Raw genomic sequence first — 23,018 nt, 5'->3', positions numbered from 1 at the left:
CCAGTTCACCAATCTTCATGGATGTCTTCTTTCGCCACGACGCTTCCAAGGCTAGGGGTTAGAGCGCACTCTAAGTCAAGGGGCAAAATGGTATTGCTGTTCTTCTGGCAGAAGCGACGGCTGTATGCGCGGCATCGGGCCGGATCGCGAGCCTTGTTCCATTCGGCACTAAGGTCGGGAGGCGAAGCGGTATCCGCGCTCAAAGCAAGTTTCGCGGATCTCATGCGGCCAATGGCGTTGATTGGAGCCTCCCAATGCCGGTCCTCGACCCTGCAAACGAATTCGCACGTTCTCTCGCCAAAGTGCTGGTGGACGAAGGGCATGACGCATCTGCTGATCTGGCGGCACACAAGGTTCATGCGGCGGAAACCTTCGCGACGAAGGCAGGGATGCAGGAGCAAACCGCCCGACTGCTTCGCGCCACTGGAGGCGTGGGCAACCGCATTGACGGGCTAATTAAACGGCTCGATCGCTTTTACGAGAACCAGCCGCGCCGCACGCGCTCTTAACTAACTACCGCCCCATCAGCTAGCTGCCCGAGGTGCGCTTTTTGCTCCGGTATTTAAACGGGTTTCTAGCCGCTTCTTCTCTTGCGAGGGCTACTAAATCGAAAATTTGAGCCCTGCTTAAATGCGGATATGCTGTTCTAACTTGCCTTACGAGATCCCTAAACTCTCGCTCTGACATTTTTGCACTGGGGTCAAACAGCTTGTCTTTGAGATAGTTGGAAACTGGTTTGCATAAATAGAGGCCCGCAACGGTACCCACGGCCCCAAGGGCTACTACGCCTAGGGGATTCATAGATTTGCGACCAACTTGCAACCCGACACTGGCTGCGCCGGCGACGCAAAGCGCGTAAGCCATGTGACTCCTGAAGTTTTCAGGAAAGAAGTCGAAATCATCAAGCGACATTCATCCTAGCTCCCTGAAAACGGAGGAAGAATGAGTAGGCCATGTTCGCGGTGCAGCATCAACTCGTCAATTAGAGCTAACGTGCCACCGCCCCATCATCGTGGAGAGGCGGCAGTGAGGGTGTCGAACAGCGCCGCTACACTGCCGATGCCTTGAAGCGCATCGCCCCTGTCATCACGGCGCGATAACGCAATTCGATTCATCGAAGCGGGGGATCCTTCAACCGCGCCCTATCGATAGCAAACGCGGGTCGACCTCGTGACCCATCTATCCTGACGTTCGCTATAATATCGCTCCTTCTTCGTGTGGCAGGAGGCATTCTGCGGCCGGTAACGGTCGCGATAATAACGGTGATGGTAACGCGGGTAGCTGTGATAGCCGGGACCGACATAGACCCCGCTCGGTCCAACCCGGAAAACGGTATCGGCAAGCGTTGGAGCTGCGGTACCCGTCAATCCAGTAAGCGCGACAATGGCTGTGATTAAGAGCTTTCTCATGTTCATCTCCATCCAAGTATCCGATTTGTCAAACACGTGCTGTCGCGGTGACAATCAGAAGCTTTCACTGTTTTTTCCTCACGTTGTAGTTGGAGGATCAACGAGGGAGATGAGAAACGGTTCCGTGCTTGGACTTCAGTCCGAAGGCGGCGGGACGAACGTCTCGCAGCGATAGTAGTTATTGCGGCAGCGCGCGGGAACGTGGAACGAAGTGGGATTTGCAAATGTTAGGCTGAAGCGAGCACTCAATTCGGGCCGGCTGATGAGAATATTGTTGATGCTGATAATCGCGGCGATGATAGCCTCCGTCCTGGATATCCTCGTCGTGCAACCATTCGATCGAGGGAACGGCAAGAGCGACACGCCTCCGGCGGTAATCCAGCAGCCCGAACCGAAGTAGGCTTTTGCCAGGCGCCATGATACCGAGAAGGGCCTGCCATGGCAGAAACGGACCCTTTGCCGGTTGGACCTAGTCGGGAAGAAGGGACGGCACCACCCACTCGATCCGCTGCTTCAATAGACAACTTTGTTCCTGTGCGGAAGCGCACGGTTGTCCGTTCAGTTGGGCTTGTAAGGAGAGAGCTTCGTACGCACGTGCTCTTACCGCCGGACAACGGTCATGGTACGTTCCTCCGGTTAACAGGGCCAGTCCCTTGGGACAAAAATGAACGCACCTAGCTAGGCGCTTGGTTCGCCATAGGGTTGCGAAGGCCCGATCACCTAGGGAGAAGCCTCATGTTCAGACCCACTGTTGCTGCAATATGTGTCGCATTGGTAGCTGGGACCGGATTCGCCGCTGACAAACCGCATAACGCCAAGGTCACCACGGTTTTCGACCACAAGCTTCCGAACGTTCCCGGGAAGAGCATGCGGGGCGTCCTGGTTGAATACGGTCCCGGTGGATCTAATCCCTCGCACACACATGCCAAGAGCGCCTTCATCTATGCAACGGTGATCGAGGGCCGCATCAAGTGCCAGATCAATGATGGCGAGCTCAAGGTCTACAATACCGGCGAAAACTGGATTGAGTCCCCTGGCGACCACCACCTCGTCAGTGCAAATGCCAGTGAGACGGAAAATGCAAAGATCCTTGCGGTCTTCGTAGTAGATACAGAAGAAACGGAACTAACTATCCCCGACAAATGATGGACTCAGTAAAGAAGGATGATCAGCAAGGCGCAGAGCGGACTTCTGGCGCCTGACATGGACTCTTCAAGCACTCTCTGATGATGTACTGAGGGCATGACAATGGCCCTCGGAGGACTGCAGAGCCTCTTCAGAAAAGCTGCCGCACGTCGCTGGGTAGTCTCAGATCAGTGTCGGGGTCGATCTGTTCGATGATATCGGGGCCGTCGGTCTTCGGTGATCCGACTTTTCTGTCGATCGGCCACATCATCATCAGTTCGGACAGGAACGGCTTCATCAGGTCGTTTGGATCCGGCTCTGGAGAGAGCCAGCGATGATGATCTTCGGGATGCAGAATGACCGGCATGCGGTCGTGGATCGCAGCCATCATCTCGTTCGCCGGGCAGGTGACGATGGCGAACGTGCGGATTTCGATGCCGGCCTGATCTCGGAATGTTTCCCAGACGCCGGCAAGGGCAAAGGGCTTTCCCGACTTCATAGCAATGGCATAGGGCTGCTTGTTCTTGCCCGTTCCGAAAGGCACGGATGGAGGATGGCGAAGGCACCGAGAGTGGGAGCCCTTGGACCTTGGTCCACTACACAGTCACGCTGATTAGCCTAGCTGTTGAGTGGCATCATCTTTTTGAGGACTTTCAGCGCATCGGTATGCGCGTATTGCATTTTCAAATGTTCTAGCAACAACCAGTGATGCGAGGATTGCACTGTCCGCGCGCCTTTTCGATCGCATAGGGCCAATATTTGAGAGTGATTTATAGCATTGCCGAGGCCATATGCCGGCAGTCTTTCGATTTTCATCGAAACAGGGGAGGGAACATGATGAAGCAAATGCTCTTGCTCCGCTGCAGAATTTCGGTCCAAAGTAAAACTTACCGCGTAGCCCATGCACATCTGAGGTTTGGCGAGACTTGAATCGTGATCGTCGCGAGGGAGGAAGCGATAAATTTTCGTCAGCTTACCTATTTCCGTAAAATAGTCGAAGCGGGAAATATTACCGCAGCGGCAGAGATATTGCGCCTTGCGCAACCCGCGCTGGGGGCGCAGATCCGGCGCCTCGAAGAGGAGTTGAATGTGGAGCTCATCGTTCGGCATTCCCGGGGGGTAACGCCGACGGAAGCAGGCAAGGTGCTCTACAAGCATGCCCAGCGCATTCTTGATGATCTCGAGCAGACGACGCGGGAGATGAAGGTCCTGAGCAGGGGAAGGCCGGAGCAACTGCGCATCGGCGTGAACTCCAGCATGATCCTTGTTCTTGGTCCCGATCGGCTGATCGATACGGGGCAGACCATACCCAACGTCGTCGTCAGCGTCCTGGAGGAGCGTACGGCGGTATTGCTCGACGCGCTGACACAGGGACAGGTCGATGTCGGCTTTCTCAACAATATCGATGAACAGACGGATCTGGAGCGAAAGGCCATTCTTGAAGAGGATCTACTGCTCGTCACCGCGCCAAATGCAGGACTGGACGACGATACGATCAGCTTCTCCGAGGCGTTGAAACATGACCTTGTGATCGGCGGCGAGCGCAGTGTTCTTCGCCACATCGTCGAAACTGAGGCCCGCAAGCTCGCCTTGACCCCCCGCATCGCCTACGAAGTCCATTCGCTGACCTCTATGAAGGTGATGATCATGGGCGGCGCCGTCGCATCCGTGATGCCCTATGGTGTCGTTTGCAAGGAGTTGCGGGAGGGGACCCTGGCAGGACGCCGGATTCTGCGTCCAGCATTGACGCGTATTCTTTATGTGGTGCGCCAGCGCCATCACAGCGGTTTGATGGATGATCCGCGGGTCGTGACCTATCTCGACGGGCTTGCCGACGCCTATGTCGATATTGCGGGCGCCTGGGCCCGGCGTATCATGTGAGAGGCCGGGCCGGTTTTCAAAGGCTCAGTATGAGATGTTCACGTTCTTAACCTGCGTATAGCTGAGCAGTTCCTCGGTCGAATGTTCCCGGCCGATGCCGCTGCTCTTGAAGCCGCCGAAGGGGGCTCCCTTAAAACGCTTGTTGCCGTGTCCATTGATCCAGATATAGCCGGATTCCACCGCATCGGCGAACCGCAACGCGTTGGTCAGGTCATTGGTCCAGATATTCGCACAGAGACCGAATTCGCTGTCATTGACCTCGTCGAGCATTGCGTTCGCACTATCCCAGGTGACGACGCTCATGACCGGGCCGAAGATCTCGTCGCGCTCGACGCTCATGCCGTGCCTGACATCGTCAAGCACCGTCGGATCGATGAAGAACCCGGACTCCAGATCCGCGCCCTTGGAGTGCGCTCCGCCGTAAACGACGCCTGCGCCTTCGTTTCGACCCAGATCGACATAGCGCATCACGCGGTTATATTGCTTGCGGGATACGACCGGACCCATCTGGGTCTCGTCGAGTTCCGGCAGGCCCACTTTGATTTTCTCCACGCAGGCAATCACTTCCGAGAGGAATGCATCGTGAATGTCCCGATGCACGAAGACGCGCGAGTTCGAGCCGCATGACTGTCCCTGCGATCGGGTGAAATTCATCCCCGCGACGGCCGCAGCCGCTGCCTTGCCGATATCGACATCCGGAAAGACGATGAGGGGGTTCTTGCCGCCGAGTTCCAGGCTGACAGGTTTGATGCCCGCGGTACTGACGATCGCCCTGCCAACCTCGACGCTCCCCGTAAAGGCCACGCGCCGGACGTCCCTGTGCGCGACAAGAGGGCCGCCGCAATCCGGCCCGTTGCCGACGACGATGTTGACCACGCCGGGTGGCAGATGCTCTTCGACAAGCCGGCCGAGAAAAAGTGCCGAAAGCGGCGTTTGCTCGGCCGGCTTCAGCACGACCGTATTGCCGGCGACCAGTGCCGGGGCGATCTTGCCGACGGCGAATGAAATGGGATGGTTGAAGGGAATGACACGGGCGACAACCCCGAAAGGTGTCGGACGGGTGTAGTTAAGCCCGCCGCCCGGCGTCGGGATGGTTTCGCCCTTGATCTCCATGCCGAGGCCGCAGAAGAAATCGTGCAGCCCGGCACCCTTTTTGGCATCGTCGATCATTGCCGTGAAGGGATTGCCGCTATCGAGCGTATCGAGCATGCCGAATTCACGGGCCCATTTGCGCACGCCGTCGGCAAAGGCCTTCAAATATTTCGCGCGCTCGTCGACATGTAGCCGGCTCCAGGCAGGAAAGGCCTTCTTGGCAGCTGCAACAGCAATGTCGACGTCCTCCGCGCCTGCATCAGGCACCTCGGCGAGAACCTCGTCATAGGAAGGATTGATCGTCCTTGTCCGCTTTCCGGAGCGGCTGTCGACCCATTGGCCCCCGATCATCATCTTCCAGCCACGGGTCTCTTTCTCAGCTATTTCCATGACTTCGCGAGCAAATGGATTGGCCGTCCTCATCTTCAAATCCTTCAAGGTAAATATTCGGTCCTTCCCGGACCGATCTCATGAGATCCGATGTCGTCCGCCGGGTCCTACCTTCGGTACCAGGCCGGCTTGCGCTTCTCGCGAAAGGCGGCGAGTCCCTCGATAGCTTCGGCGGAGCGCTCAAGTCCGGCGGGCGTTGCCCTTTCTATTGGGAAAAGCTTCTCCTGCGAAGGGTTCGCGAATTCCGCCAGGGTTTGCTTGAAATCGGCCAGAGCGCCTGGCGCATTGTGCAGGAACGAGTCCACAAGGGCTTCAAGTTTCGTTTCGACGGCATCCGCCGCAACGACCTGATGGACCAATCCCAAATTCCAGGCCTCGCCGGCTGTCATGCGAACGCCCGAGAGCCCGTAATAGCGCAATGCCCTATTGCCGATGGCGCGTGTGATCAGCGCGGCAAATCGCGGCGAGGGAGCGATTCCGACACGCAACTCGGACATTGCAAAGAAAGAGTCCTCAAGCGCAAGCACGGCATCGCAGCAGGCGACGATCGCCATCCCGCCACCGACGCAGCCGCCATGAACCACCGCAATCAACGGCTTCGGCAGGTTGTCCAGCCGGGCGAGGACCTGATTGAAAGTCACGTCGCCTTCCGAACGATGCTTGCTACCAGATGCATCTGCTCCGGTGCAGAAATGCCGACCATTGCCGCGCAGGCCAATGACGCGAACCTCCGGATCTTCGGCTAGGGCTGCAAAGCAAGCATCCAGCTCCTTTAGCATCGTTGCATCGTAAGCATTGCCCTTGTCGGGGCGATTGAGCGTAACCGTGACGATTTCTGCCTCACGCGCGGTCGTGATCGTCGAGGGGTCCATCATCTTACCTCCTCTTTCAAGACGACGAGCGCGTCGAGTGCAATGATCCCCTTTTGGCCCGGCACAGCGACGACAGGATTCAGATCGATGCTCTCCAGCCGGTCGCCAAGATCGGCAGCAAGTCGCGAAAGGCCGAAAAGTGCATCGACGACGGCATCGTGGTCGCATGGCGCGCTGCCCCGGAAGCCCGCGATCAGTTGGCTCACCTTCGTTCTGGCAACCATTTCCTCGGCCCGTGCCCGGGTAAGGGGGACCGCACCGAAGGCGACGTCCTTATAAAGCTCGAGCAGTATGCCGCCGGTGCCGAACATGATGACCGGGCCGACTTCCGGATCCGATTGCACGCCGAGCGCCACTTCGACGCCCTTTCCGAACTGTTCGGCGACAAGAACTCCCTCGAAGGCGGCATCCGGCCTGGCGGCGGAAAGGCTGGTACGAATTCGTTCGAACGCGCTCTCCACGGAGGCACTATCCCGGATATCGATGACCACGCCGCCGACTTCCGTCTTATGCTGGACATCGGGTGAAACCAGCTTCAGCACGACAGGATAGCCGATTGTATTGGCGGCAGCGGCCGCAGCTTCCGCGGTTGCGGCAAAGGTTTCCCGAGGGCCGCGAATGCCATAGGCGTCGATCAGGGCCTTCGAATCCGCCTCTCCGAGGATACGTCGGCCATCGGTTACGGTTCCAGCCGCCAAGATCGAAGAAAGAGTGTCGGATTGCGGCGTTCTCTCTTCTTCGGGGATCGTTCTGTCTCGCTCCCTGGCGATGTTCCAGCGGCTGACCGCAGCGATCGCCCTCAGGGCGCTGTCGATCTCATGCAGGACTGGAAGATTTGGAAATGTCTGGCGGTAGTCCCTCGTATAATCCGTATACATGTAAGAGGCCATGGAAACGACGGCGACCGGCTTTCCACCGGGAGAGGACGCGATATCGTCGACCAGCCTCAAATTGTCTGCCTTGGCATTTAGCCCTTCGCGGGACGGCAACTCCTCCTGCACGACCAGAAGGTCGAGGTTGGGATCCTCCTTGAGGATCTCAATGCACTTCAGATAGGCCTCGCCGCTGGTCAGTGCCGTGAAGCCGGCATCGAAAGGATTGCCGAGAGAGGTGCCGATCCCGACGATTTCGCTGAGGCGGCTGAGCGTTTCCGGGCTCAGTTTTGGAAAGGAGATGTCGTTGCGCGCCGCGGCTTCGAGCATTAGCCCCTTGAAGCCGCCGGAAAAGGTGATCGCGCCTACCCTTGGGCCGTCGGGAAGCCTGCCATGGGTCAGCAATTCGACGACCTCGACGATGTCGTCGATCGTATCGACACGGATCACGCCGGTGGCGGAAGCCACGGCGTCGAAACAATCGAGCGAGCCCGCAAGCGATCCGGTATGGGCGAGTGCCGCCGCACGGCTTTCCTCGGATCCGCCGATTTTCAAGAGCACAACCGGCTTTCCGGCCCGGCGGGCGGCCATGCAGGCCTCGCGAAATGCAATGGGGTTCTTGATCGCCTCCACATAGCCGACGATGACGCGCGTATCCTCGTCTTCGGTGAGGTAGCGAATATAATCTGCCGAATTGAGGCCGATTTCGTTGCCGACCGTCAGTGCATAACCTGGCTGGATGCCTCGCCCGAGCAGCGCACGATAGGAAGCCGTAACGATGCCGCCGCTTTGACCGAAGATGGCGACCGGGCCACGTTGAAGTTGGTCGATGCGCGTATCCGTCAAGGTCATTAGCTTATGAGGTGCTGCGAGATTGCCGAGGCAATTAGGTCCTGAAACCGCAAGACCGGATTCCGCGATGGCGGTACGCAAAGCCGAACCGAGTTGAAGACCTTCGCCATCATTACCTTCGCCAAAGCCGCTGGAGAAGATCGTTGCGCTTCGGGCTCCCGCCGCACCCGCTTCTCTGATGACGTCGATGACGGCTGCACCTGGCACGAGGATGACGACATGATCCGGGGGCTCGGGCAGATCCGAAAGGCTTCGGTAGCACGTCTTGCCACCCCAAACGGTCTCGCTGCGAGGGTTGACGGGATAAATCGCGCCATCGAACCCCGTACGGGTCAAGGATCCGAAAACCCGCTTGGACCAACTTCCCGGCTTGTCACTTGCACCGACGATGACGACATTGCGAGGCGAGACCAGCGCTCTGACGCCTTCGGCACCCATTCTTGCCATATGCATTTCTAACACCTTCATTTCTGGTCCGATCATCAAACGGACCGCAATTACTTAGACAGAGCCTTGAGTGATGCCCGCGCGCCGCATGACCGCGTGGAGGATAACGGCGAGCAAAGTCATTGCGACGGTCCACATTAGGCCGAAGGCCGCAAGTTCCGGAACCTGGCCGTTGCTCCACAGATCGAACATTGCGACCGAGATCGTCTGTGAACCCGGGCCTGACAACAGGATCGGCAACGAGAGCGCACGCGTGGACAGGAGGAAGATGAACAACCATCCGGCAAGCATTGCCGGGCCGAGCAGCGGCATCACGATACGATAGAAGCCGCGCAGTGCCGATGCACCCGACATTGCTGCAGCCTCCTCGAGCTCACGGTGAAGCTGCAGCATCCCGGCGTGGCTGTAACGTCCGCCGAAGGGCAGATAATTGATGATGAGTGCCCAAATGATGATCCAGATCGTTCCGTAGATACCGACAGGCAGAGCCAGGAACAACTGCATGACGCCGACACCCAGCACGATACCGGGAATGACCAAGGGTATGTTCCCGAGATGGTCGAGAATGCGTGCGCCGGGAACGTTTCTTACCGACAGCCAGGCGGAAAGCACCGTCAAGCCCATCACGATCGAGGCAGTCACCATCGCGACGATGACCGTATTGATAATGAGGCCGCCGTAATGCGATGTCTCCAGGACGTTGATGTAGTTGACCAGAGAGAAGGACGAGATCGCCGACATCCGAACACCCTGATAGAAAGGAAGCAGCGACACCCACAGGAGCATTGCGAGAGGTAGCATGACGAGCAGCATGAAATTGACAACCAGAACCGCACCCGCAAAGGCACGCCACTTTCCGAGCCGGAAAAGATTGGGCCGAAAATTTTTGCCCGTGACGGTCGCGAAACGTTCGGCATTGCGGGTAAGGCGTCCGTAGAACCAGAGCAGCCCGACGACGATTACGAGAAGGATGATCGACAGGGCGCTGGCCGTGCCGGTGTCCGGCGGGATCTTGCGGTTCATCAACTGGTAGATGTCGGTCGTCAGAACGCGCACATTCGCGGGAACGCCCACCAGCGCCGGCACTTCGAATGCTTCGATCGTGCGGACGATGACGAGCATGAGAAGGGCCACCACCGATGGCATGGAGAGGCGGATCGTGACCCGTCGTACCGTGCGCCAAGCGCTGGCTCCGCACATCCGGGCTGCTTCCTCGAGTTCCGGATTGAAGTTCCTCAGCGTCGCACACAACAGCATGAAGACCAGCGGCGACCAGATCAGCCCTTCGATCCAGATCATGCCGCCGAAGCCATAGACATTGATGAGCACATTGTTCGTCCCGGTCACCGCCTTGAACCACGTATTGAATGGGCCGGAGCGCGCAAGAAGCATGAGCCAGGAGCTCGTATAGAGGACGTAAGGTGTTCCGAGCGCAATGAAAGTAGTGATGTAAGTCAGCGACTTGAACGGAGCATCGGTCCTTTCGACCAGCCAAGCCGCGACCCCGCCAATCAGCAGCGCGACAAATGCGCTGCCGATCGCAAATATGAAGGACCCGCCGATGCTCGTCAGCAGACCACTTTGGCCGAGCAGTACTGCAAAACGATCGAAAGTGATGCGGACGACGCCATTTTCTTCTGCGGTGAAGGCGCTCTCCAGAAGGAAATAGACGGGCGGCAGAACGAGAACGGCAACGAGCAAGCCCACGATGACAAGGACAATGCTTTTTTCGCTGGGTATAAGCCTGAGCGAATGCCGGCGCTCCTGGGTCAGGGTGCTGTTTTCAGGGACGGTAGTTGCCGAACTTCTGTTCATCAGGCCGGCCTCCTAGCGGAAGAGCTGGTTGTAGATGTCCACCCAGGCCGGCATTTCCTTTTCCAGCTGTTCCGGGGTTTTGACGATCAGTTTGTAACCGCCTTCATGCGGCTGGAGCGTCGGGTCTTTCGGCCGCACGGAATCGACCACCGGAATATAGTCGGCGTCACGATGCAGCTTCTGACCTTCGTCCGACAGCAGGAATTCCACCAGAAGCCGGGCAGCGTTCGGATGCGGCGCATCCTTCGTTACCGCGGCGATCGAAAGCGTGCCAAGCAGCGGGCTCATGCGGATCCAGGAGACAGGCGCTCCCTTGCCGGCGCTGATGACGGCATGATGGCTGAACACATTAAGAGCTAAGGAATATTCGCCGGCGACCACTTGGTCGAGAACCTGGCGTGCCGCAACACCGAGGCCGACAGGCTGTTGTTCGGCAAATTTCTTGAGGAATTCCATACCTTTTTCCTGGCCCCTATCGGCAAGAACGAGGCCGATGAAGCCGGGCGCACCGGAGGCGGTCGGATTGGAATTCCAGGCGATTTTGCCCTTCAATTGCGGGTTCAGCAGATCTTCGTAAGTCTTCGGTTCCGTACCCGGAGGGATGAGTTCCGTGTTGAAGGCCGGTGACATCACATAAAGATTGGTCGCGACCCAATAGCCGTCTTGGTCGATATATTCGGGAGGTAGGGCGCTGGCATTCTTCGGAAGCCAGTGTGCGACGAGGCCCGCATCCTTCAGCGCGCTGATGCCATTGGTCAGCGTGAAGACATCGGCCTCCATGTGGCCGGCTTTCCCTTCGTTCAGGATGCGCAGGACGGTGTCGGTATGGTCCGTCCTGAGATAGTTGACCTTGATCCCATATTTCTTTTCGAAGGCCTCCGAGACCGGGACAACGAACTGATTGATGATCTGCGTGGCGTAAAGATTGACTTGGCCTTCCTTCTTGGCCGCATCAATGAGTGCCTGATCGGGTTCTTCGGCGAAAACCGATGTGACCAACGTGCTGAGAGCAAACCCTGTCGCCAGGGCCAAACCTAGTTTCGTCATCGATTTCCTCCTAAAAGATGACAGGTTGATCCAATGCCGACCAGGCTCCCACCTGGTCATGCTTTTTGCTAACTTGTTAAGTTAGATGCCGGGCCATCAGCTTCCTGAGAGAGCTCCCCGGGACTGAGCTTTCGCCTCCGACTAACGCTGATATTGCGAAAGGCCGGGCTTGAAGCTCTTTTCGTCGAGAAACTGCTTCATCGCCTTCTGCCGACCGCCTTCCGGATCCTTGAATTTCAGTGCGTCGCTCTTGGCGGTGAGATAATCGAAGGCCTGCTCCTTCGTCATGTTGCGAACCATCCGCACGGCCTCCTTCGTATATTGAACCGCGGCCGGGCTCTTTGCCTCAAGCTTGCGGGCAAGCCCCAGAACCTCGTCACGAAGATTTTCAAGCGGAACGGAGCGGTTGACGAATTTCATCGCCGCGGCTTCCTTCCCGGTAAACTGATCGCCGGTGACCGAATAGTAGATCGCATCGCGATAATTCATGACCTGGGTAATGGCCCAAGCGACCAGTCCACCCGGAATGATACCCCAATTGACCTCGGACAGACCAAAGGTCGCATCGTCGGCTGCGATTGCGAAATCGCAGGCGATGACTGGCGTGAAGCCACCGCCAAAGCAGTAGCCGTGAACCATCGCAATCGTCGGCTTCGAGAAATTCGAGAGCCTGTCCCACCGCCAGGTGTGGGCGGCCCGGCGCGCCCGTATCCGAGCCTTCGGATCGTTTTCGGTGCCGCGGAAATAAAGCTTCAGATCCTGCCCTGCACAGAAATTTCCGCCCGCACCGGTAATAATGACAACTTTGGTGTCGTCATCCATTTCGGCCCAATCGAGCGCATCACACATGTCCATATGCAACTGCGGGCTCATCGCATTGCGCTTGTCCGGACGATTGAGGATCACGAAGGTCGTGGCACCGTCCCGCTCGATCTTCACATTTTCAAGAGTAATCGGTTCAGCAGTCAAATCTTCCTCCCGTCGCAGCCGAAGACGGCGCGACCTCTCAACGTCACTTTCCTGAGTCGCAGAATGCAAAGGCCTGAGCCATCGAGGCGCCATCCTCCTGTCAGCCTTTGGCCGATGAGCGCCCGTGCAACAGATTGAAATCCAATTATCGCGGCTTGCACAACAACAAAAAACCTTTGGATGCTACAAGAAAAACTTTGGTTGATTCAGCGCGATAGCCACTGGATCATGCATGTCAGACGTCTTTTGCGGGTAGCGGGCGGCATCGAGTATGGGGGTGCGTTCTTCATTCGACGCCGTTGGAGGAGATCCCGCCGACGACAACGCCAATGCTGCGGCTTCGTTTCCCGTCGCCATGATCGCCCAAAGCGGTCACGATGACGCACGGGCGATGGTCTGTTGGGAGGAATTGAATGCTTGCTGTGAGAAACTTGGTCACGGCTTACAAGACGGCTGGAAAGCCTGTCATAGCCGCCGACGATGTGACGTTTGAAGTTCCTAGGGGTTCCCTGTTCACGCTCCTCGGTCCGAGCGGCTGCGGAAAGACAACCACCTTGCGCTCCATCGCCGGGTTGGAGAGGCCGGTGTCGGGAGAAATCCGCGCCGTCGACCGCGTCGTGTATTCATCGGCCGGCAATGTTTTCGTCGCGCCCAATCACCGCGGTTTCGGCATGGTCTTCCAATCCTACGCAATCTGGCCGCATATGACTGTTTTCGAGAACGCTGCGTTCCCACTGGAGGAGAAGCGACATTCGAAAAAAGAGATCCGCGACAAGGTTATGAAACTGCTCGAGACTGTCTCTCTCGACCAATATGCGGACAGAAACGCCACGCGCCTGTCAGGTGGGCAACAGCAGCGGCTTGCGCTTGCGCGTGCCCTTGCGATGGAACCCAGTCTTCTGCTTCTCGACGAACCGTTGTCGAACCTCGACGCAAAACTGCGCGAAAAGATGCGCTTCGAGCTGAAGCAAATGCAGCGGAACCTCAATATCACGACGATCTATGTTACTCATGATCAGGCCGAGGCCCTTTCCCTCTCGCACCAGATCGCGGTCATGAATAGAGGCAAGATCGTTCAGATCGGCTCGCCGCGCGACATCTACGAGCGCCCGGCGACGACCTTCGTCGCCGACTTCATCGGCAATACCAATTTCGTGAGCGGCAACCTGCGTGAGCGGAGAGACGGCCACCTTTTGATCGACACACAAATGGGTGTACTCAGCGTCAAGTCGACGATGGATGTGGCGGTCGGCAATCGCGTATCGCTCGCGATCCGTCCTGAAAACCTGTATCTCTCCGACAAACCCATTGAGGACGGCAGCGAAAATCGCTTCCAAGCAATGGTGGCGGCCAAGAGCTTCCTCGGAGAAACCCTCGAATTGCGGCTCGACATTAACGGTGCTGAGCTTCTGGCGCGTGCCCATCCCTCGCTGCCTTCGCCTGTTGGAAAGCCTCTTCATATCGCGATCGATCCCGGCAAGTGCACGGTGCTTTGCGACCCCGCCTGACAGAGAATATCTCACAACGCATAAAGCAGGACGCAATTCAGTTTGCGCCTGGCGGAAGAATATTGACCTTCCCCATAGGCACCGGAGTTCGCATGAGACGCCTTACCTCGCAGGACTTTCCACAAGAGCTTCTCGATCTCTATGACGGCTATGCGCATGGTGAAATTACAAAATATCAATTTCTCAACCGTGCCAAAAAATATGCGGACGGCGGTTTGACGGCGGCGGCCATTCTGGCTTCCATGAGCCCAAATTATGCGCTTGCACAACAGGTCGAATTCGACGATCTGAATTTACAAGCCGAATATGTGACTTATCCATCCCCGCATGGGCATGGCCAAGTGCGAGGATATCTCGTCATGCCGACCACCGGAAAAGAAAGACTTCCGGCTGTCGTTGTCGCCCACGAGAATCGAGGGCTTAATCCCTATATCGAGGATGTCGCGAGGCGCATCGCCAAAGCGGGATTTATCGCGCTGGCGCCCGACGGCCTGACTTCCGTGGGTGGCTATCCCGGGAGTGATGAAAAAGGCAGGGAGCTTCAGCAGAAAATCGATCCCGATAAACTGAGAAGTGATTTCTTTGCCGCGATCGAATATTTGGCGAAGAGCGAGCACACAACCGGAAAGGTCGCCATAATCGGCTTCTGTTATGGCGGAGCCATAGCAAATGCCGCGGCGGTCGCTTTTCCTCAACTTACTGCCGCCGTTGCCTTCTACGGCCGTCAACCGTCGCTTCCCGACGTCTCGAAGATAAACGCGCCTCTGCAACTACACTATGCAGAACTCGATCAGCGCATCACCGAAGGATGGCCTCCCTATGAGGAGGCGCTCAAAGCCAGCGGCAAGACCTATGAGACCTATGTCTATGCCGGTGTAAACCACGGATTCCATAATGATTCGACGCCACGCTACGATGAAAAGGCGGCTGTTTTGGCTTGGGATCGCACGGTGGCTTGGCTCAAGAAATATCTCTGATACCAATCCCCAACTTATCCTTTATCGATAAATCTCGAAAACCCGTAGCGTCTCGCGATCGACATCCGTCCGAAGGAATTCCGGACGATCATAAAGCATGATCAGGTTTGGGTGCGGCATCGGCCATGCAAATCGAGAGGCTTCGGAAGGAGGTCACCGAAAGGAGATATGCCCTAGAGGTCGTCAAAGAAGCTGCCAGGGCGTGGTCGACCGAATGGGAAACCCTCTGCGGTGGATGCTGGCTTCGCGAACTCGGTCAAGCTCCAAATGTCGGCGCCGTTGCAGAGATCCTGAGTGTTCTCGAACGGTTAGCCGGCGGCTTTTTCGCATCTCCCGCGACAGCGCGATCCGGTCGATCGGGAGTCGGACGCTCGCGGCGGCTATCGCGCTATGGCCTACCGTCCTGTTCCGAAATGGCGTTCGGGTCAAAGCTGATGCTGTCCTACACGCTCGACATGTGGGACTTCAACGAGTCCGTGATCGGCTTTTTCTTGAACTGGGCCTCGATAATCGGACTTCCCGCAGTGCGCGCTCACGCAGCCAACACTTATTTATGAATGGCATCGATAAGGCCATGCGGCAGATGGCACTTAATCATTGCTGTTGAAGGCCCTATGTCAGGAAACAACCTGATTGCATTTCGCCTTAGCTCACCCACGCCACCGACGGGAGCCGACATGTCGAATTACAACCAACTGGAACTTTCTCGCCGAGAGCTTCTTATATCCTCCGCAGCTACGGTCGTGGTCACGGGGACCGCTGCAAGTAGCGCGGCGGCCCAGCCAGCGGAAGACGATATGAAATTCACGACGCCTGTGGCGTTCACCGTTAACGGTGAACGGCGGGAACTGGAAGTCGACAACAGGACGACGCTCCTCGACGCCTTGAGGGAACACCTGCATCTCACCGGGACCAAAAAGGGCTGCGACCACGGCCAATGTGGAGCCTGCACCGTCATAGTCGACGGTCACAGGATCAACTCCTGCCTGACGCTCGCTGTCATGCACGGGGGTGACGAGATCACCACGATCGAAGGTCTCGGGCAGCCCGGTAATCTTCACCCGATGCAGGCGGCCTTCGTCAAGCATGACGGCTTCCAGTGCGGCTACTGCACGCCCGGTCAGATCTGTTCCTCAATTGCTGTTCTCGAAGAGATCAAGGCGAATATTCCGAGCCATGTTACCGCCGACCTGACAGGCCCGGCGAAGCTCACCGCCGCCGAAGTCCGCGAACGCATGAGCGGCAACATCTGTCGCTGCGGGGCCTACTCCAACATCCTGGACGCCATCTCGGAAGTCGGAGGGTTCGAAGTATGAGAGCCTTTACCTACGAACGCGCCACCTCCGTTGAAGGGGCTGCAAAAGCGGCCACGTCCAATCCGGATGCAAAGTTCATCGCCGGGGGCACCAATCTTCTCGACCTGATGAAGCTCGAGATCGAACGGCCGGCCCACCTGATCGACGTGAACGGGCTCGGCCTCGACAGGATCGAACCGACCAAGGAGGGCGGTCTCCGCATCGGTGCCCTGGTCAGAAACACGGCGCTTGCCGCGCACGAGACGGTGCGCCGCGACTACGGCCTCCTATCACGTGCCCTGGTCGCAGGTGCGTCCGGCCAGCTTCGCAACAAGGCGACGACTGCCGGAAACCTATTGCAGCGGACACGCTGTCCGTACTTCTACGACCCGAACCAGCCGTGCAACAAGCGTCAGCCAGGCAGCGGCTGCTCGGCAATCGGCGGCTTCACCCGACAGCACGCGGTGGTAGGAACGAGCGACGCCTGCATCGCCACACATCCGAGTGACATGGCGATCGCCATGCGGACGCTCGACGCAGTGGTAGAGACCATCAAGGCGGACGGGACGACACGCTCGATCCCGATTGCCGATTTTCATCGTCTTCCCGGAGAGACCCCACATATCGAGACCGTTCTCGAAGCTGGCGAGTTCATCACCACTGTCGTCCTTCCACCGCCGATCGGCGGCAAACACATCTACAGGAAGGTAAGAGACCGCGCGTCCTACGCCTTTGCCCTCGTGTCGGTTGGGGCGGTCATCCATCCCGATGGTACGGGCCGTGTCGCTGTCGGCGGCGTCGCCCATAAGCCCTGGCGCGTCGAAGAGGCTGACGGAAAACTTCCGCAAGGCACCAAGGCTGCAGTCGCCGTCCTGATGGCAGACGCCCGTCCGACCGAGCAGAACCGCTTCAAGGTCGACCTCGTCGAGCGTACACTCGGGGCTGTCATCGCGGAGGCAAGGGGGTAATCATGCAGTTCGACAAGCCAGCAACGACCAACCCGATCGACCAGCTCAAGATGGTGGGTAAACCGATCCATCGCATCGACGGCCAACTCAAGACCACTGGCCGGGCGATGTATGCCTACGAATGGCATGACCAGAACACGCCCTATGTCTATGGCTACCCGGTCGGGACTGCCATCGCCAAAGGTAGGGTGAAGTCGATCGATGCGTCCGACGCGAAGAAGTCGACTGGGGTGCTCGCGGTTGTCACGACCCTCGACGTCGGCAACCTGGAGAAGGGCAAGTTCAATACCGCCAAACTGTTCGGCGGCGCCGAGATCCAACACTACCACCAGGCCATCGCCGTCGTTGTCGCGCAGACATTCGAACAGGCCCGCGCAGCCGCGGCGCTGGTCAAGGTGGACTACGAAGAAGAAGCGGGCATTTTCGATCTTCGGGCAGCGATGGCGTCCGCCGCAAAGCCGGACGAATCCACTGAGCCTGACACCGCCGTCGGCGATTTCGAAGCTGCCTTTAAGTCAGCACCCGTTACCCTGAACGAGAGTTACACAACACCGGACCAGTCTCACTCGATGATGGAGCCGCATGCGTCCATAGCCGTCTGGGACGGTGACGAGGTGACAGTCTGGACTTCGAGCCAGATGATCGACTGGTGGCGGACCGATCTGGCGACGACGCTCGGGATCGAGAAGGAGAAGGTCCACCTGATGTCGCCTTTTATCGGCGGAGGCTTCGGCGGCAAGCTCTTCCTACGTGCCGACGCCGTTCTTGCAGCCTTCGGTTCGAAGGCGGTCGGCCGTCCGGTCAAGGTCGCGCTCCCGCGTCCCTTTGTGCCGAACAACACGACCCATCGTCCGGCGACGATCCAGCACATCCGCCTCGGTGCCGAGCGCGACGGCAAGATTACGGCGATCGCTCACGAGAGTTGGTCGGGCGATCTTCCAGGAGGCGGGCCGGAGACGGCGGTCAACCAGACGCGGCTTCTCTACGCGGGCGCCAACCGCATGACAGCCATGCGGCTTGCGACGCTCGATCTTCCGGAAGGAAATGCGATGCGCGCGCCGGGCGAAGCACCAGGGCTGATGGCGCTGGAGATCGCTATCGACGAGATGGCCGAAAAGGTGGGGATGGACCCCATCCAGTTCCGTATCGTCAACGACACGCAGGTGGATCCGGAACATCCGGAGCGTCCATTTTCCCAACGCAACCTTAATGGTTGCCTTACCCTCGGCGCCGAGCGGTTCGGTTGGAGTGAGAGGCCGAAAACGGCATCGCGCAGGGAGGGTAACTGGCTGGTCGGCATGGGCGTTGCGGCTGCCTTCCGCAACAACCTCGTGATTCCGTCGGGCGCTCGTGTGAAGCTCGACCGCGAGGGCGTCGTCACGGTCGAAACCGACATGACGGATATCGGCACTGGCAGCTACACGATCATTGCGCAAACCGCTGCAGAGATGATGGGCGTCGGCATCGACAAGGTTGCCGTGCAGCTCGGCGACTCGCGCTTCCCGGTGTCGGCAGGATCCGGCGGCCAGTTCGGTGCGAACTCTTCGACGTCGGGCGTCTATGCGGCCTGTGTGAAGCTCCGTGAGGCAGTCGCAAGCAAGTTGGGCTTCAACTCCGAGGACGCCGTGTTCGAGAACGGGCAGGTCCGCTCCGGCAATCGGTCCGTTGCGCTCGCCGACGCCGCTGGCGACGAGGGACTCGTCGGCGAGGACACGATGAACTGGGGCGACCTGACGAAGACGCACCAGCAGTCGACCTTCGGAGCCCACTTCGTAGAAGTCCGCGTCGACGGCGCCACGGGCGAGACGCGCATCCGCCGCATGCTGGCCGTCTGTGCAGCCGGGCGCATCCTCAACCCGATCACCGCCCGGAGCCAGGTTATCGGTGCGATGACCATGGGAGCTGGCGGGGCACTGTCGGAGGAGCTTGCCGTCGACACGCGTCGCGGCTTCTTCGTCAATCATGACTTGGCGGGGTACGAGGTGCCTGTGCATGCGGACATCCCCCATCAGGAAGTGATCTTCATGGACGAGGCCGATCCGATGTCGTCGCCGATGAAGGCCAAGGGCGTTGGGGAGCTTGGCCTTTGCGGGGTGTCTGCGGCGATCGCCAACGCGATCTACAACGCGACTGGCATCCGTGTCAGGCACTATCCGATCACGCTCGACAAGCTGATCGGCGAGCTGCCCGACGTGACGTAGTAAAGCAGATCAAATTGCGCCCGCGATGCCCTTACGGATTCGCACTCCTGCTGAAGTACAAGGAAATCGGCGCATGCAGCGATGCGCCGATTTCTTCTCCAGCTCCTTAAATCGTGACCAGAGTGTCTATAAGATCTAAACCTGATACCTCGGCAAGCGGAGGCGCTGCGACCGATATCCGTTTGGCCGGGCGGATACTCATCATCCGCTCCCAGTCGATCTCCCATCCCTTCAACGCCGACAACATTGCCAGTCTCATCGCCTGCCCAACGGCAGGGACGACGGCATTCCCGAGCTGATCGGTGACAGATCCGATGCCGCCGATGAATTCCCACGTGTCAGGGAATCCCTGGCGGATGCGCCTCGCTGCTGCGCGGCCCCGGCGCGGTCGTGAGCCAATTTCCTCCATAGCCGATTCGCTGGGCTACCTTTCCGATAGCGCGTTTAGCGCCACCTTTCGGTGGATTATGGGCGTTTCTCCGACGCAATATCGAGCCGATCACGCAAAGGGCAGCCAATGACTAGCCTTGCTTCTCGGACAACACAGCCCCGTGAACCGCAAGGCCTTGATGCCGATAGCGTAGAGAGAAGAGATCAGCGCTTGAGGCCGGAAGATCAGGGAGAGCCACACGAGCCCGGCTGGGGAATGTGGCGCTGAATGAAGTGCGACCTGCCGATAAAAGCAGCCGAAACTCGCTTGCGTAAATTCTCCAAGGCGACCTATCCCACGGCATGGCGGATAGTTTTCGAAAGGCGCCGCAGGACGTTGGGCCTCGATGAGGCGACAAGCTTCCATGACAGGATGGCTTTCGCCATGTGACGAGGGAGGACGCCGACGGAAAGGAACCAGGCTGCCAGCATCGCACGGCGTCGTCGGGATGCGTTCATTTCCAGGCTGGCAACCGCGCCGGCAGTCGCCAGGGCAAACCTGGAGTCGCCGGCGACAGGGTGTTGCTGCCTGTCGATGCAAAGTGATGCCAAGCGCTCCTCCAAATGGATGGGATCATGGAGGTCGACGTCCGGCCGCACCTCCAGGCCGATCTCGGCTGCCTGATCCGACAGGGCCTCCAGCCGATGAAAGTCATGCTGTACCCGCCAACGTGCGCGTTGGCCGAGTTGTTCTGCAAAGGCAGAATGGTTGGCGCCATGCATGCGATAAGCACCGAGGCAGTCATCGATCGACGTCACGTCTCCATGTAGGGGCGCAACGGTGACCAAATATCCATCGGCCCCTTGCCTGAAATCCTTTTCCGGAATTGGCATGATGGTGTCAAGAACGGACCGTTTGAATGCCAGGCCGCTCGTGACGGTGGTCTGATAGCGGCCTTTTTGCAGCAGCTTCGGCGTGACATCGCCAGAATCGAACGGTACCTCCGGACGCGGAAACACATCCTTTTCATGCATATGCTCATCGACGATGTGCAATCTGAACTGCACCTGGGCCGTATTGTTTTCCCAGGCATCGATTACCTCAGATATCGCATTTGGATAGAGGTAATCATCGGCGTCGAGAAACATCACGATCTTACCGTGGCTCAACGCGAAACCGGTGTTGAACGCTGCGGCATGCCCGCCATTTACTCCCCGCGGACATGTCTTGATTCGCGGCCAATACGAGGCGACGACATTGGCCGTGTCGTCCGTCGAGGCATCATCGATGACAATGACTTCTACATTGTCGTAACTTTGCTCCAACGCGCTGTCGATGCAGCGTCCATAATTGTAGTTCGCAATAACAATGGAAACTGAAACAAGGTCTGGGCGGGAATACATTGCATTGAACCTCGCAATCTGCTTTGGTTCGCGGCGAACCTTCTCATTCAGGTCCTGTGGATAAAATTTGTTCCTGGCAAGCGCGGCCTTTAAGGCGAAAACGCTGCCCTCACGGACATGCTGACCAACCGGTGATGAAGATCATGCTTGATCCGTTTGTACTGCCACGAGCGTCTTCAGCTTTATGGCTTCTGAATGACCGGCCACCCGGAACAGCCACATAGCGATCGCCAATCGTCTCGTCCACTCCGAGCTCGGATACCTGCCATTTAGCGCGTCAGGCGGCGCGCTGCTCCTCCATATGCTCAGCAAGCTTTACGAGCGCACTAGCGTCATCATCACCACCAACCTCAGCTTTAGCGAATGGGCCAGCGTCTTCGGCGACGCCAAAATGACGACGGCTCTCCTCGACCGCCTGACCCCATGGTTGTCATATCTTGGAAACCGGGAACGACAGCTTCCGCTTCAAAGCCAGCTCGGCCACAGCAGCCCAGAAGAGAGGAGAAAACGGCAATCCCTTGACCAAACCCTGATCAGAAAACCATACTCAGAGGTGGCTCACTTCTCGGTGGAAAAACCGGCTCAGGTCCGCACGGAAATCAACACGAAAACCGCCAGATAGAAGCCCGAGGCAACCTGGAACGTGCGATAGAAGTCCATCTGCCGGGATCTCCCTCGCCAGGCCAGGCCCAGGCCACTTCCTATCTGAGCGCACCATGCGTCGCGGCGGGGCACTCCGAATTCTGCCTCTCGCGATAGCATGTGCCATCGCTGGCATTGAGAACCTCTAATTGGAGCGTTAGTAGTAGTCACCAAGAGTGCGCTGAATTCTCGCCGCTCCGAGGGGCAAGTTCGCGAACTCTGTTGAGGATGTCGGACGGCTCTTGGCGGATCGTAAAATCAGGCTCGACGAAGGAGTCTCTGATTATGCCGTCTTGATCGATCACGAAAGTCGCCGGAATTGGCAGCATCCACTCCGTCGATCCGTGACGGTGCCCGAAATCGTAACCCTGCCCCGAGTAGTGCGCCTTGGTTTCCTCAGGGACGCGAAACAAGACACCATAAGATATCGCCACGCCATGGTCGACGTCCGCGAGCATCGTCAGGTCGAGGTTCAACTGCCGTTTCAGTTGCCTCGGCAGATCACGGGTCTCGGGAGACACCACGACGAGGTTCGCCTTCAGACTATCAAATTCGGCCTTGACCGCCTGAAGAGCGCGAAGCTCCGCGTTGCAGAATGGACACCATCCCCCCCGATAGAAGCTAACCACAAGCGGCCCTTCACCACGAAGCTGTTCGGACGAATGAAGTCGTCCATTTGCATCGGGTAGAAGAAAATCTGGCGCCGTGTCGCCAACCTGCAATGCGTGCGAGGCGATGTCTGCCTTGCGGAGCCAATCGACGAGAAAGAGGTAGGATTCCCGGTCGGCGTCACTGAACCCGGCCATGAGCTCGTTACGCACTTGATTGAGGGTCCTGGTTAAGTGGTCAGACATCAATTCGACGGTCATCGGCATACCGGGTA

Annotated in this window: 21 protein-coding genes and 2 pseudogenes; 10 read left to right on the top strand and 13 right to left on the bottom strand. The window is 58.2% G+C overall.

Annotation, left to right across the window (positions count from 1 at the left end):
• Nucleotides 1-254: 254 nt before the first annotated feature.
• The gene (locus tag ACPYOJ_RS05210; RefSeq protein WP_481415285.1) at nucleotides 255-509 is read left to right on the top strand and encodes a hypothetical protein; all 255 of its coding nucleotides are present in this window, start codon (nucleotides 255-257) and stop codon (nucleotides 507-509) included.
• Nucleotides 510-528: 19 nt separating this feature from the next.
• Here the strand turns inward: ACPYOJ_RS05210 and ACPYOJ_RS05205 are convergent, their stop codons facing one another.
• Nucleotides 529-912 (bottom strand): hypothetical protein, encoded by a 384-nt coding sequence (locus tag ACPYOJ_RS05205; RefSeq protein WP_481415284.1) that lies wholly within the window; start codon nucleotides 910-912, stop codon nucleotides 529-531.
• A gap of 230 nt (nucleotides 913-1,142) precedes the next feature.
• Nucleotides 1,143-1,409 carry a hypothetical protein gene (locus ACPYOJ_RS05200; protein WP_481415283.1) on the bottom strand — a complete coding sequence of 89 codons (267 nt, stop codon included), beginning with the start codon at nucleotides 1,407-1,409 and terminating at the stop codon, nucleotides 1,143-1,145.
• Between the two features lie 735 nt (nucleotides 1,410-2,144).
• Here ACPYOJ_RS05200 and ACPYOJ_RS05195 point away from each other — a divergent pair.
• On the top strand, nucleotides 2,145-2,555 hold the full coding sequence (locus ACPYOJ_RS05195) for a cupin domain-containing protein (RefSeq protein ID WP_312862148.1): 411 nt from the start codon (nucleotides 2,145-2,147) through the stop codon (nucleotides 2,553-2,555).
• 130 nt (nucleotides 2,556-2,685) lie between these two features.
• Here ACPYOJ_RS05195 and ACPYOJ_RS05190 read toward each other — a convergent pair.
• Both ACPYOJ_RS05190 and ACPYOJ_RS05185 read right to left on the bottom strand, forming a co-directional pair.
• A pseudogene (locus tag ACPYOJ_RS05190) lies at nucleotides 2,686-3,072 on the bottom strand (SOS response-associated peptidase); the annotation flags it as partial.
• An 80-nt stretch (nucleotides 3,073-3,152) separates the two neighbouring features.
• Nucleotides 3,153-3,644: a hypothetical protein gene (locus tag ACPYOJ_RS05185; RefSeq protein WP_481415292.1), complete on the bottom strand. Its 492-nt coding sequence runs from the start codon at nucleotides 3,642-3,644 to the stop codon at nucleotides 3,153-3,155.
• On the opposite strand from ACPYOJ_RS05185, the gene ACPYOJ_RS05180 reads away from it, so the two are divergent.
• On the top strand, nucleotides 3,525-4,415 hold the full coding sequence (locus ACPYOJ_RS05180; protein WP_481415291.1) for a LysR family transcriptional regulator: 891 nt from the start codon (nucleotides 3,525-3,527) through the stop codon (nucleotides 4,413-4,415). The genes ACPYOJ_RS05185 and ACPYOJ_RS05180 overlap by 120 nt on opposite strands.
• A gap of 24 nt (nucleotides 4,416-4,439) precedes the next feature.
• Here ACPYOJ_RS05180 and ACPYOJ_RS05175 read toward each other — a convergent pair whose 3' ends face one another.
• The 6 genes from ACPYOJ_RS05175 to ACPYOJ_RS05150 all read right to left on the bottom strand — a co-directional run bounded on the left by ACPYOJ_RS05175 (nucleotide 4,440) and on the right by ACPYOJ_RS05150 (nucleotide 12,771).
• The gene (locus ACPYOJ_RS05175; RefSeq protein WP_481415282.1) at nucleotides 4,440-5,930 is read right to left on the bottom strand and encodes an aldehyde dehydrogenase family protein; all 1,491 of its coding nucleotides are present in this window, start codon (nucleotides 5,928-5,930) and stop codon (nucleotides 4,440-4,442) included.
• 74 nt (nucleotides 5,931-6,004) lie between these two features.
• Nucleotides 6,005-6,769, bottom strand: coding sequence for an enoyl-CoA hydratase-related protein (locus tag ACPYOJ_RS05170; RefSeq protein ID WP_481415281.1), 765 nt, complete (start codon nucleotides 6,767-6,769; stop codon nucleotides 6,005-6,007).
• Nucleotides 6,769-8,946 carry an acetate--CoA ligase family protein gene (locus ACPYOJ_RS05165; RefSeq protein WP_481415280.1) on the bottom strand — a complete coding sequence of 726 codons (2,178 nt, stop codon included), beginning with the start codon at nucleotides 8,944-8,946 and terminating at the stop codon, nucleotides 6,769-6,771. Before ACPYOJ_RS05165 ends, ACPYOJ_RS05170 begins: the two co-directional genes overlap by 1 nt.
• A 48-nt stretch (nucleotides 8,947-8,994) precedes the next feature.
• A complete protein-coding gene (locus ACPYOJ_RS05160) occupies nucleotides 8,995-10,755 on the bottom strand; it encodes an ABC transporter permease (RefSeq protein ID WP_481415279.1) in 1,761 nt (586 codons plus the stop codon).
• 12 nt (nucleotides 10,756-10,767) lie between these two features.
• Nucleotides 10,768-11,802 carry an ABC transporter substrate-binding protein gene (locus ACPYOJ_RS05155; protein WP_481415278.1) on the bottom strand — a complete coding sequence of 345 codons (1,035 nt, stop codon included), beginning with the start codon at nucleotides 11,800-11,802 and terminating at the stop codon, nucleotides 10,768-10,770.
• A gap of 141 nt (nucleotides 11,803-11,943) precedes the next feature.
• Entirely contained in the window at nucleotides 11,944-12,771 is an 828-nt protein-coding gene (locus ACPYOJ_RS05150; protein ID WP_481415277.1) for a p-hydroxycinnamoyl CoA hydratase/lyase, read from the bottom strand.
• A 413-nt stretch (nucleotides 12,772-13,184) separates the two neighbouring features.
• Here ACPYOJ_RS05150 and ACPYOJ_RS05145 point away from each other — a divergent pair, with 413 nt between their 5' ends.
• From ACPYOJ_RS05145 to paoC, 5 genes are all read left to right on the top strand, one after another.
• On the top strand, nucleotides 13,185-14,279 hold the full coding sequence (locus ACPYOJ_RS05145) for an ABC transporter ATP-binding protein (protein WP_481415276.1): 1,095 nt from the start codon (nucleotides 13,185-13,187) through the stop codon (nucleotides 14,277-14,279).
• A gap of 92 nt (nucleotides 14,280-14,371) precedes the next feature.
• A complete protein-coding gene (gene yghX / locus ACPYOJ_RS05140; protein WP_481415275.1) occupies nucleotides 14,372-15,256 on the top strand; it encodes a YghX family hydrolase in 885 nt (294 codons plus the stop codon).
• A gap of 677 nt (nucleotides 15,257-15,933) precedes the next feature.
• Nucleotides 15,934-16,572: an aldehyde dehydrogenase iron-sulfur subunit PaoA gene (gene paoA, locus ACPYOJ_RS05135; RefSeq protein WP_481415274.1), complete on the top strand. Its 639-nt coding sequence runs from the start codon at nucleotides 15,934-15,936 to the stop codon at nucleotides 16,570-16,572.
• On the top strand, nucleotides 16,569-17,519 hold the full coding sequence (locus ACPYOJ_RS05130) for an FAD binding domain-containing protein (RefSeq protein ID WP_481415273.1): 951 nt from the start codon (nucleotides 16,569-16,571) through the stop codon (nucleotides 17,517-17,519). Before paoA ends, ACPYOJ_RS05130 begins: the two co-directional genes overlap by 4 nt.
• A 2-nt stretch (nucleotides 17,520-17,521) precedes the next feature.
• Nucleotides 17,522-19,720: an aldehyde oxidoreductase molybdenum-binding subunit PaoC gene (gene paoC, locus ACPYOJ_RS05125; RefSeq protein ID WP_481415272.1), complete on the top strand. Its 2,199-nt coding sequence runs from the start codon at nucleotides 17,522-17,524 to the stop codon at nucleotides 19,718-19,720.
• Between the two features lie 106 nt (nucleotides 19,721-19,826).
• Here the strand turns inward: paoC and ACPYOJ_RS05120 are convergent, their stop codons facing one another.
• On the bottom strand, nucleotides 19,827-20,129 hold the full coding sequence (locus ACPYOJ_RS05120) for a DNA cytosine methyltransferase (protein WP_481415271.1): 303 nt from the start codon (nucleotides 20,127-20,129) through the stop codon (nucleotides 19,827-19,829).
• Here ACPYOJ_RS05120 and ACPYOJ_RS05115 point away from each other — a divergent pair.
• Nucleotides 20,035-20,241: a helix-turn-helix domain-containing protein gene (locus ACPYOJ_RS05115; RefSeq protein ID WP_481415270.1), complete on the top strand. Its 207-nt coding sequence runs from the start codon at nucleotides 20,035-20,037 to the stop codon at nucleotides 20,239-20,241. The genes ACPYOJ_RS05120 and ACPYOJ_RS05115 overlap by 95 nt on opposite strands.
• Nucleotides 20,242-20,440: 199 nt before the next feature.
• Here the strand turns inward: ACPYOJ_RS05115 and ACPYOJ_RS05110 are convergent, their stop codons facing one another.
• The gene (locus tag ACPYOJ_RS05110) at nucleotides 20,441-21,493 is read right to left on the bottom strand and encodes a glycosyltransferase family 2 protein (protein ID WP_481415269.1); all 1,053 of its coding nucleotides are present in this window, start codon (nucleotides 21,491-21,493) and stop codon (nucleotides 20,441-20,443) included.
• A 226-nt stretch (nucleotides 21,494-21,719) separates the two neighbouring features.
• Here ACPYOJ_RS05110 and ACPYOJ_RS05105 point away from each other — a divergent pair.
• A pseudogene (locus ACPYOJ_RS05105) lies at nucleotides 21,720-22,026 on the top strand (ATP-binding protein); the annotation flags it as partial.
• A gap of 276 nt (nucleotides 22,027-22,302) precedes the next feature.
• Here ACPYOJ_RS05105 and ACPYOJ_RS05100 read toward each other — a convergent pair.
• Nucleotides 22,303-23,010: a peroxiredoxin-like family protein gene (locus ACPYOJ_RS05100; protein WP_481415268.1), complete on the bottom strand. Its 708-nt coding sequence runs from the start codon at nucleotides 23,008-23,010 to the stop codon at nucleotides 22,303-22,305.
• Nucleotides 23,011-23,018 lie beyond the last annotated feature (8 nt).

The organism is Rhizobium sp. SVR5-9E (assembly GCF_056755095.1).
The sequence above is the reverse complement of the archived record's forward strand: the minus strand, read 5'-3'. Positions and strand labels throughout refer to the sequence as shown.

What these genes read in the sequence shown, in the direction of transcription:
- ACPYOJ_RS05100 (WP_481415268.1), bottom strand. Translation starts at nt 23,010, where the DNA reads ATGCCGATGACCGTCGAATTGATGTCTGACCACTTAACCAGGACCCTC.
- ACPYOJ_RS05175 (WP_481415282.1), bottom strand. Translation starts at nt 5,930, where the DNA reads ATGAGGACGGCCAATCCATTTGCTCGCGAAGTCATGGAAATAGCTGAG.
- paoC (WP_481415272.1), top strand. Translation starts at nt 17,522, where the DNA reads ATGCAGTTCGACAAGCCAGCAACGACCAACCCGATCGACCAGCTCAAG.
- paoA (WP_481415274.1), top strand. Translation starts at nt 15,934, where the DNA reads ATGTCGAATTACAACCAACTGGAACTTTCTCGCCGAGAGCTTCTTATA.
- ACPYOJ_RS05185 (WP_481415292.1), bottom strand. Translation starts at nt 3,644, where the DNA reads ATGCCGAACGATGAGCTCCACATTCAACTCCTCTTCGAGGCGCCGGAT.
- ACPYOJ_RS05130 (WP_481415273.1), top strand. Translation starts at nt 16,569, where the DNA reads ATGAGAGCCTTTACCTACGAACGCGCCACCTCCGTTGAAGGGGCTGCA.
- ACPYOJ_RS05115 (WP_481415270.1), top strand. Translation starts at nt 20,035, where the DNA reads ATGCCGCCGATGAATTCCCACGTGTCAGGGAATCCCTGGCGGATGCGC.
- ACPYOJ_RS05210 (WP_481415285.1), top strand. Translation starts at nt 255, where the DNA reads ATGCCGGTCCTCGACCCTGCAAACGAATTCGCACGTTCTCTCGCCAAA.
- ACPYOJ_RS05195 (WP_312862148.1), top strand. Translation starts at nt 2,145, where the DNA reads ATGTTCAGACCCACTGTTGCTGCAATATGTGTCGCATTGGTAGCTGGG.
- ACPYOJ_RS05110 (WP_481415269.1), bottom strand. Translation starts at nt 21,493, where the DNA reads ATGTATTCCCGCCCAGACCTTGTTTCAGTTTCCATTGTTATTGCGAAC.
- ACPYOJ_RS05165 (WP_481415280.1), bottom strand. Translation starts at nt 8,946, where the DNA reads ATGCATATGGCAAGAATGGGTGCCGAAGGCGTCAGAGCGCTGGTCTCG.
- ACPYOJ_RS05155 (WP_481415278.1), bottom strand. Translation starts at nt 11,802, where the DNA reads ATGACGAAACTAGGTTTGGCCCTGGCGACAGGGTTTGCTCTCAGCACG.
- ACPYOJ_RS05120 (WP_481415271.1), bottom strand. Translation starts at nt 20,129, where the DNA reads ATGGAGGAAATTGGCTCACGACCGCGCCGGGGCCGCGCAGCAGCGAGG.
- ACPYOJ_RS05145 (WP_481415276.1), top strand. Translation starts at nt 13,185, where the DNA reads ATGCTTGCTGTGAGAAACTTGGTCACGGCTTACAAGACGGCTGGAAAG.
- yghX (WP_481415275.1), top strand. Translation starts at nt 14,372, where the DNA reads ATGAGACGCCTTACCTCGCAGGACTTTCCACAAGAGCTTCTCGATCTC.
- ACPYOJ_RS05160 (WP_481415279.1), bottom strand. Translation starts at nt 10,755, where the DNA reads ATGAACAGAAGTTCGGCAACTACCGTCCCTGAAAACAGCACCCTGACC.
- ACPYOJ_RS05200 (WP_481415283.1), bottom strand. Translation starts at nt 1,409, where the DNA reads ATGAGAAAGCTCTTAATCACAGCCATTGTCGCGCTTACTGGATTGACG.
- ACPYOJ_RS05170 (WP_481415281.1), bottom strand. Translation starts at nt 6,769, where the DNA reads ATGGACCCCTCGACGATCACGACCGCGCGTGAGGCAGAAATCGTCACG.
- ACPYOJ_RS05205 (WP_481415284.1), bottom strand. Translation starts at nt 912, where the DNA reads ATGTCGCTTGATGATTTCGACTTCTTTCCTGAAAACTTCAGGAGTCAC.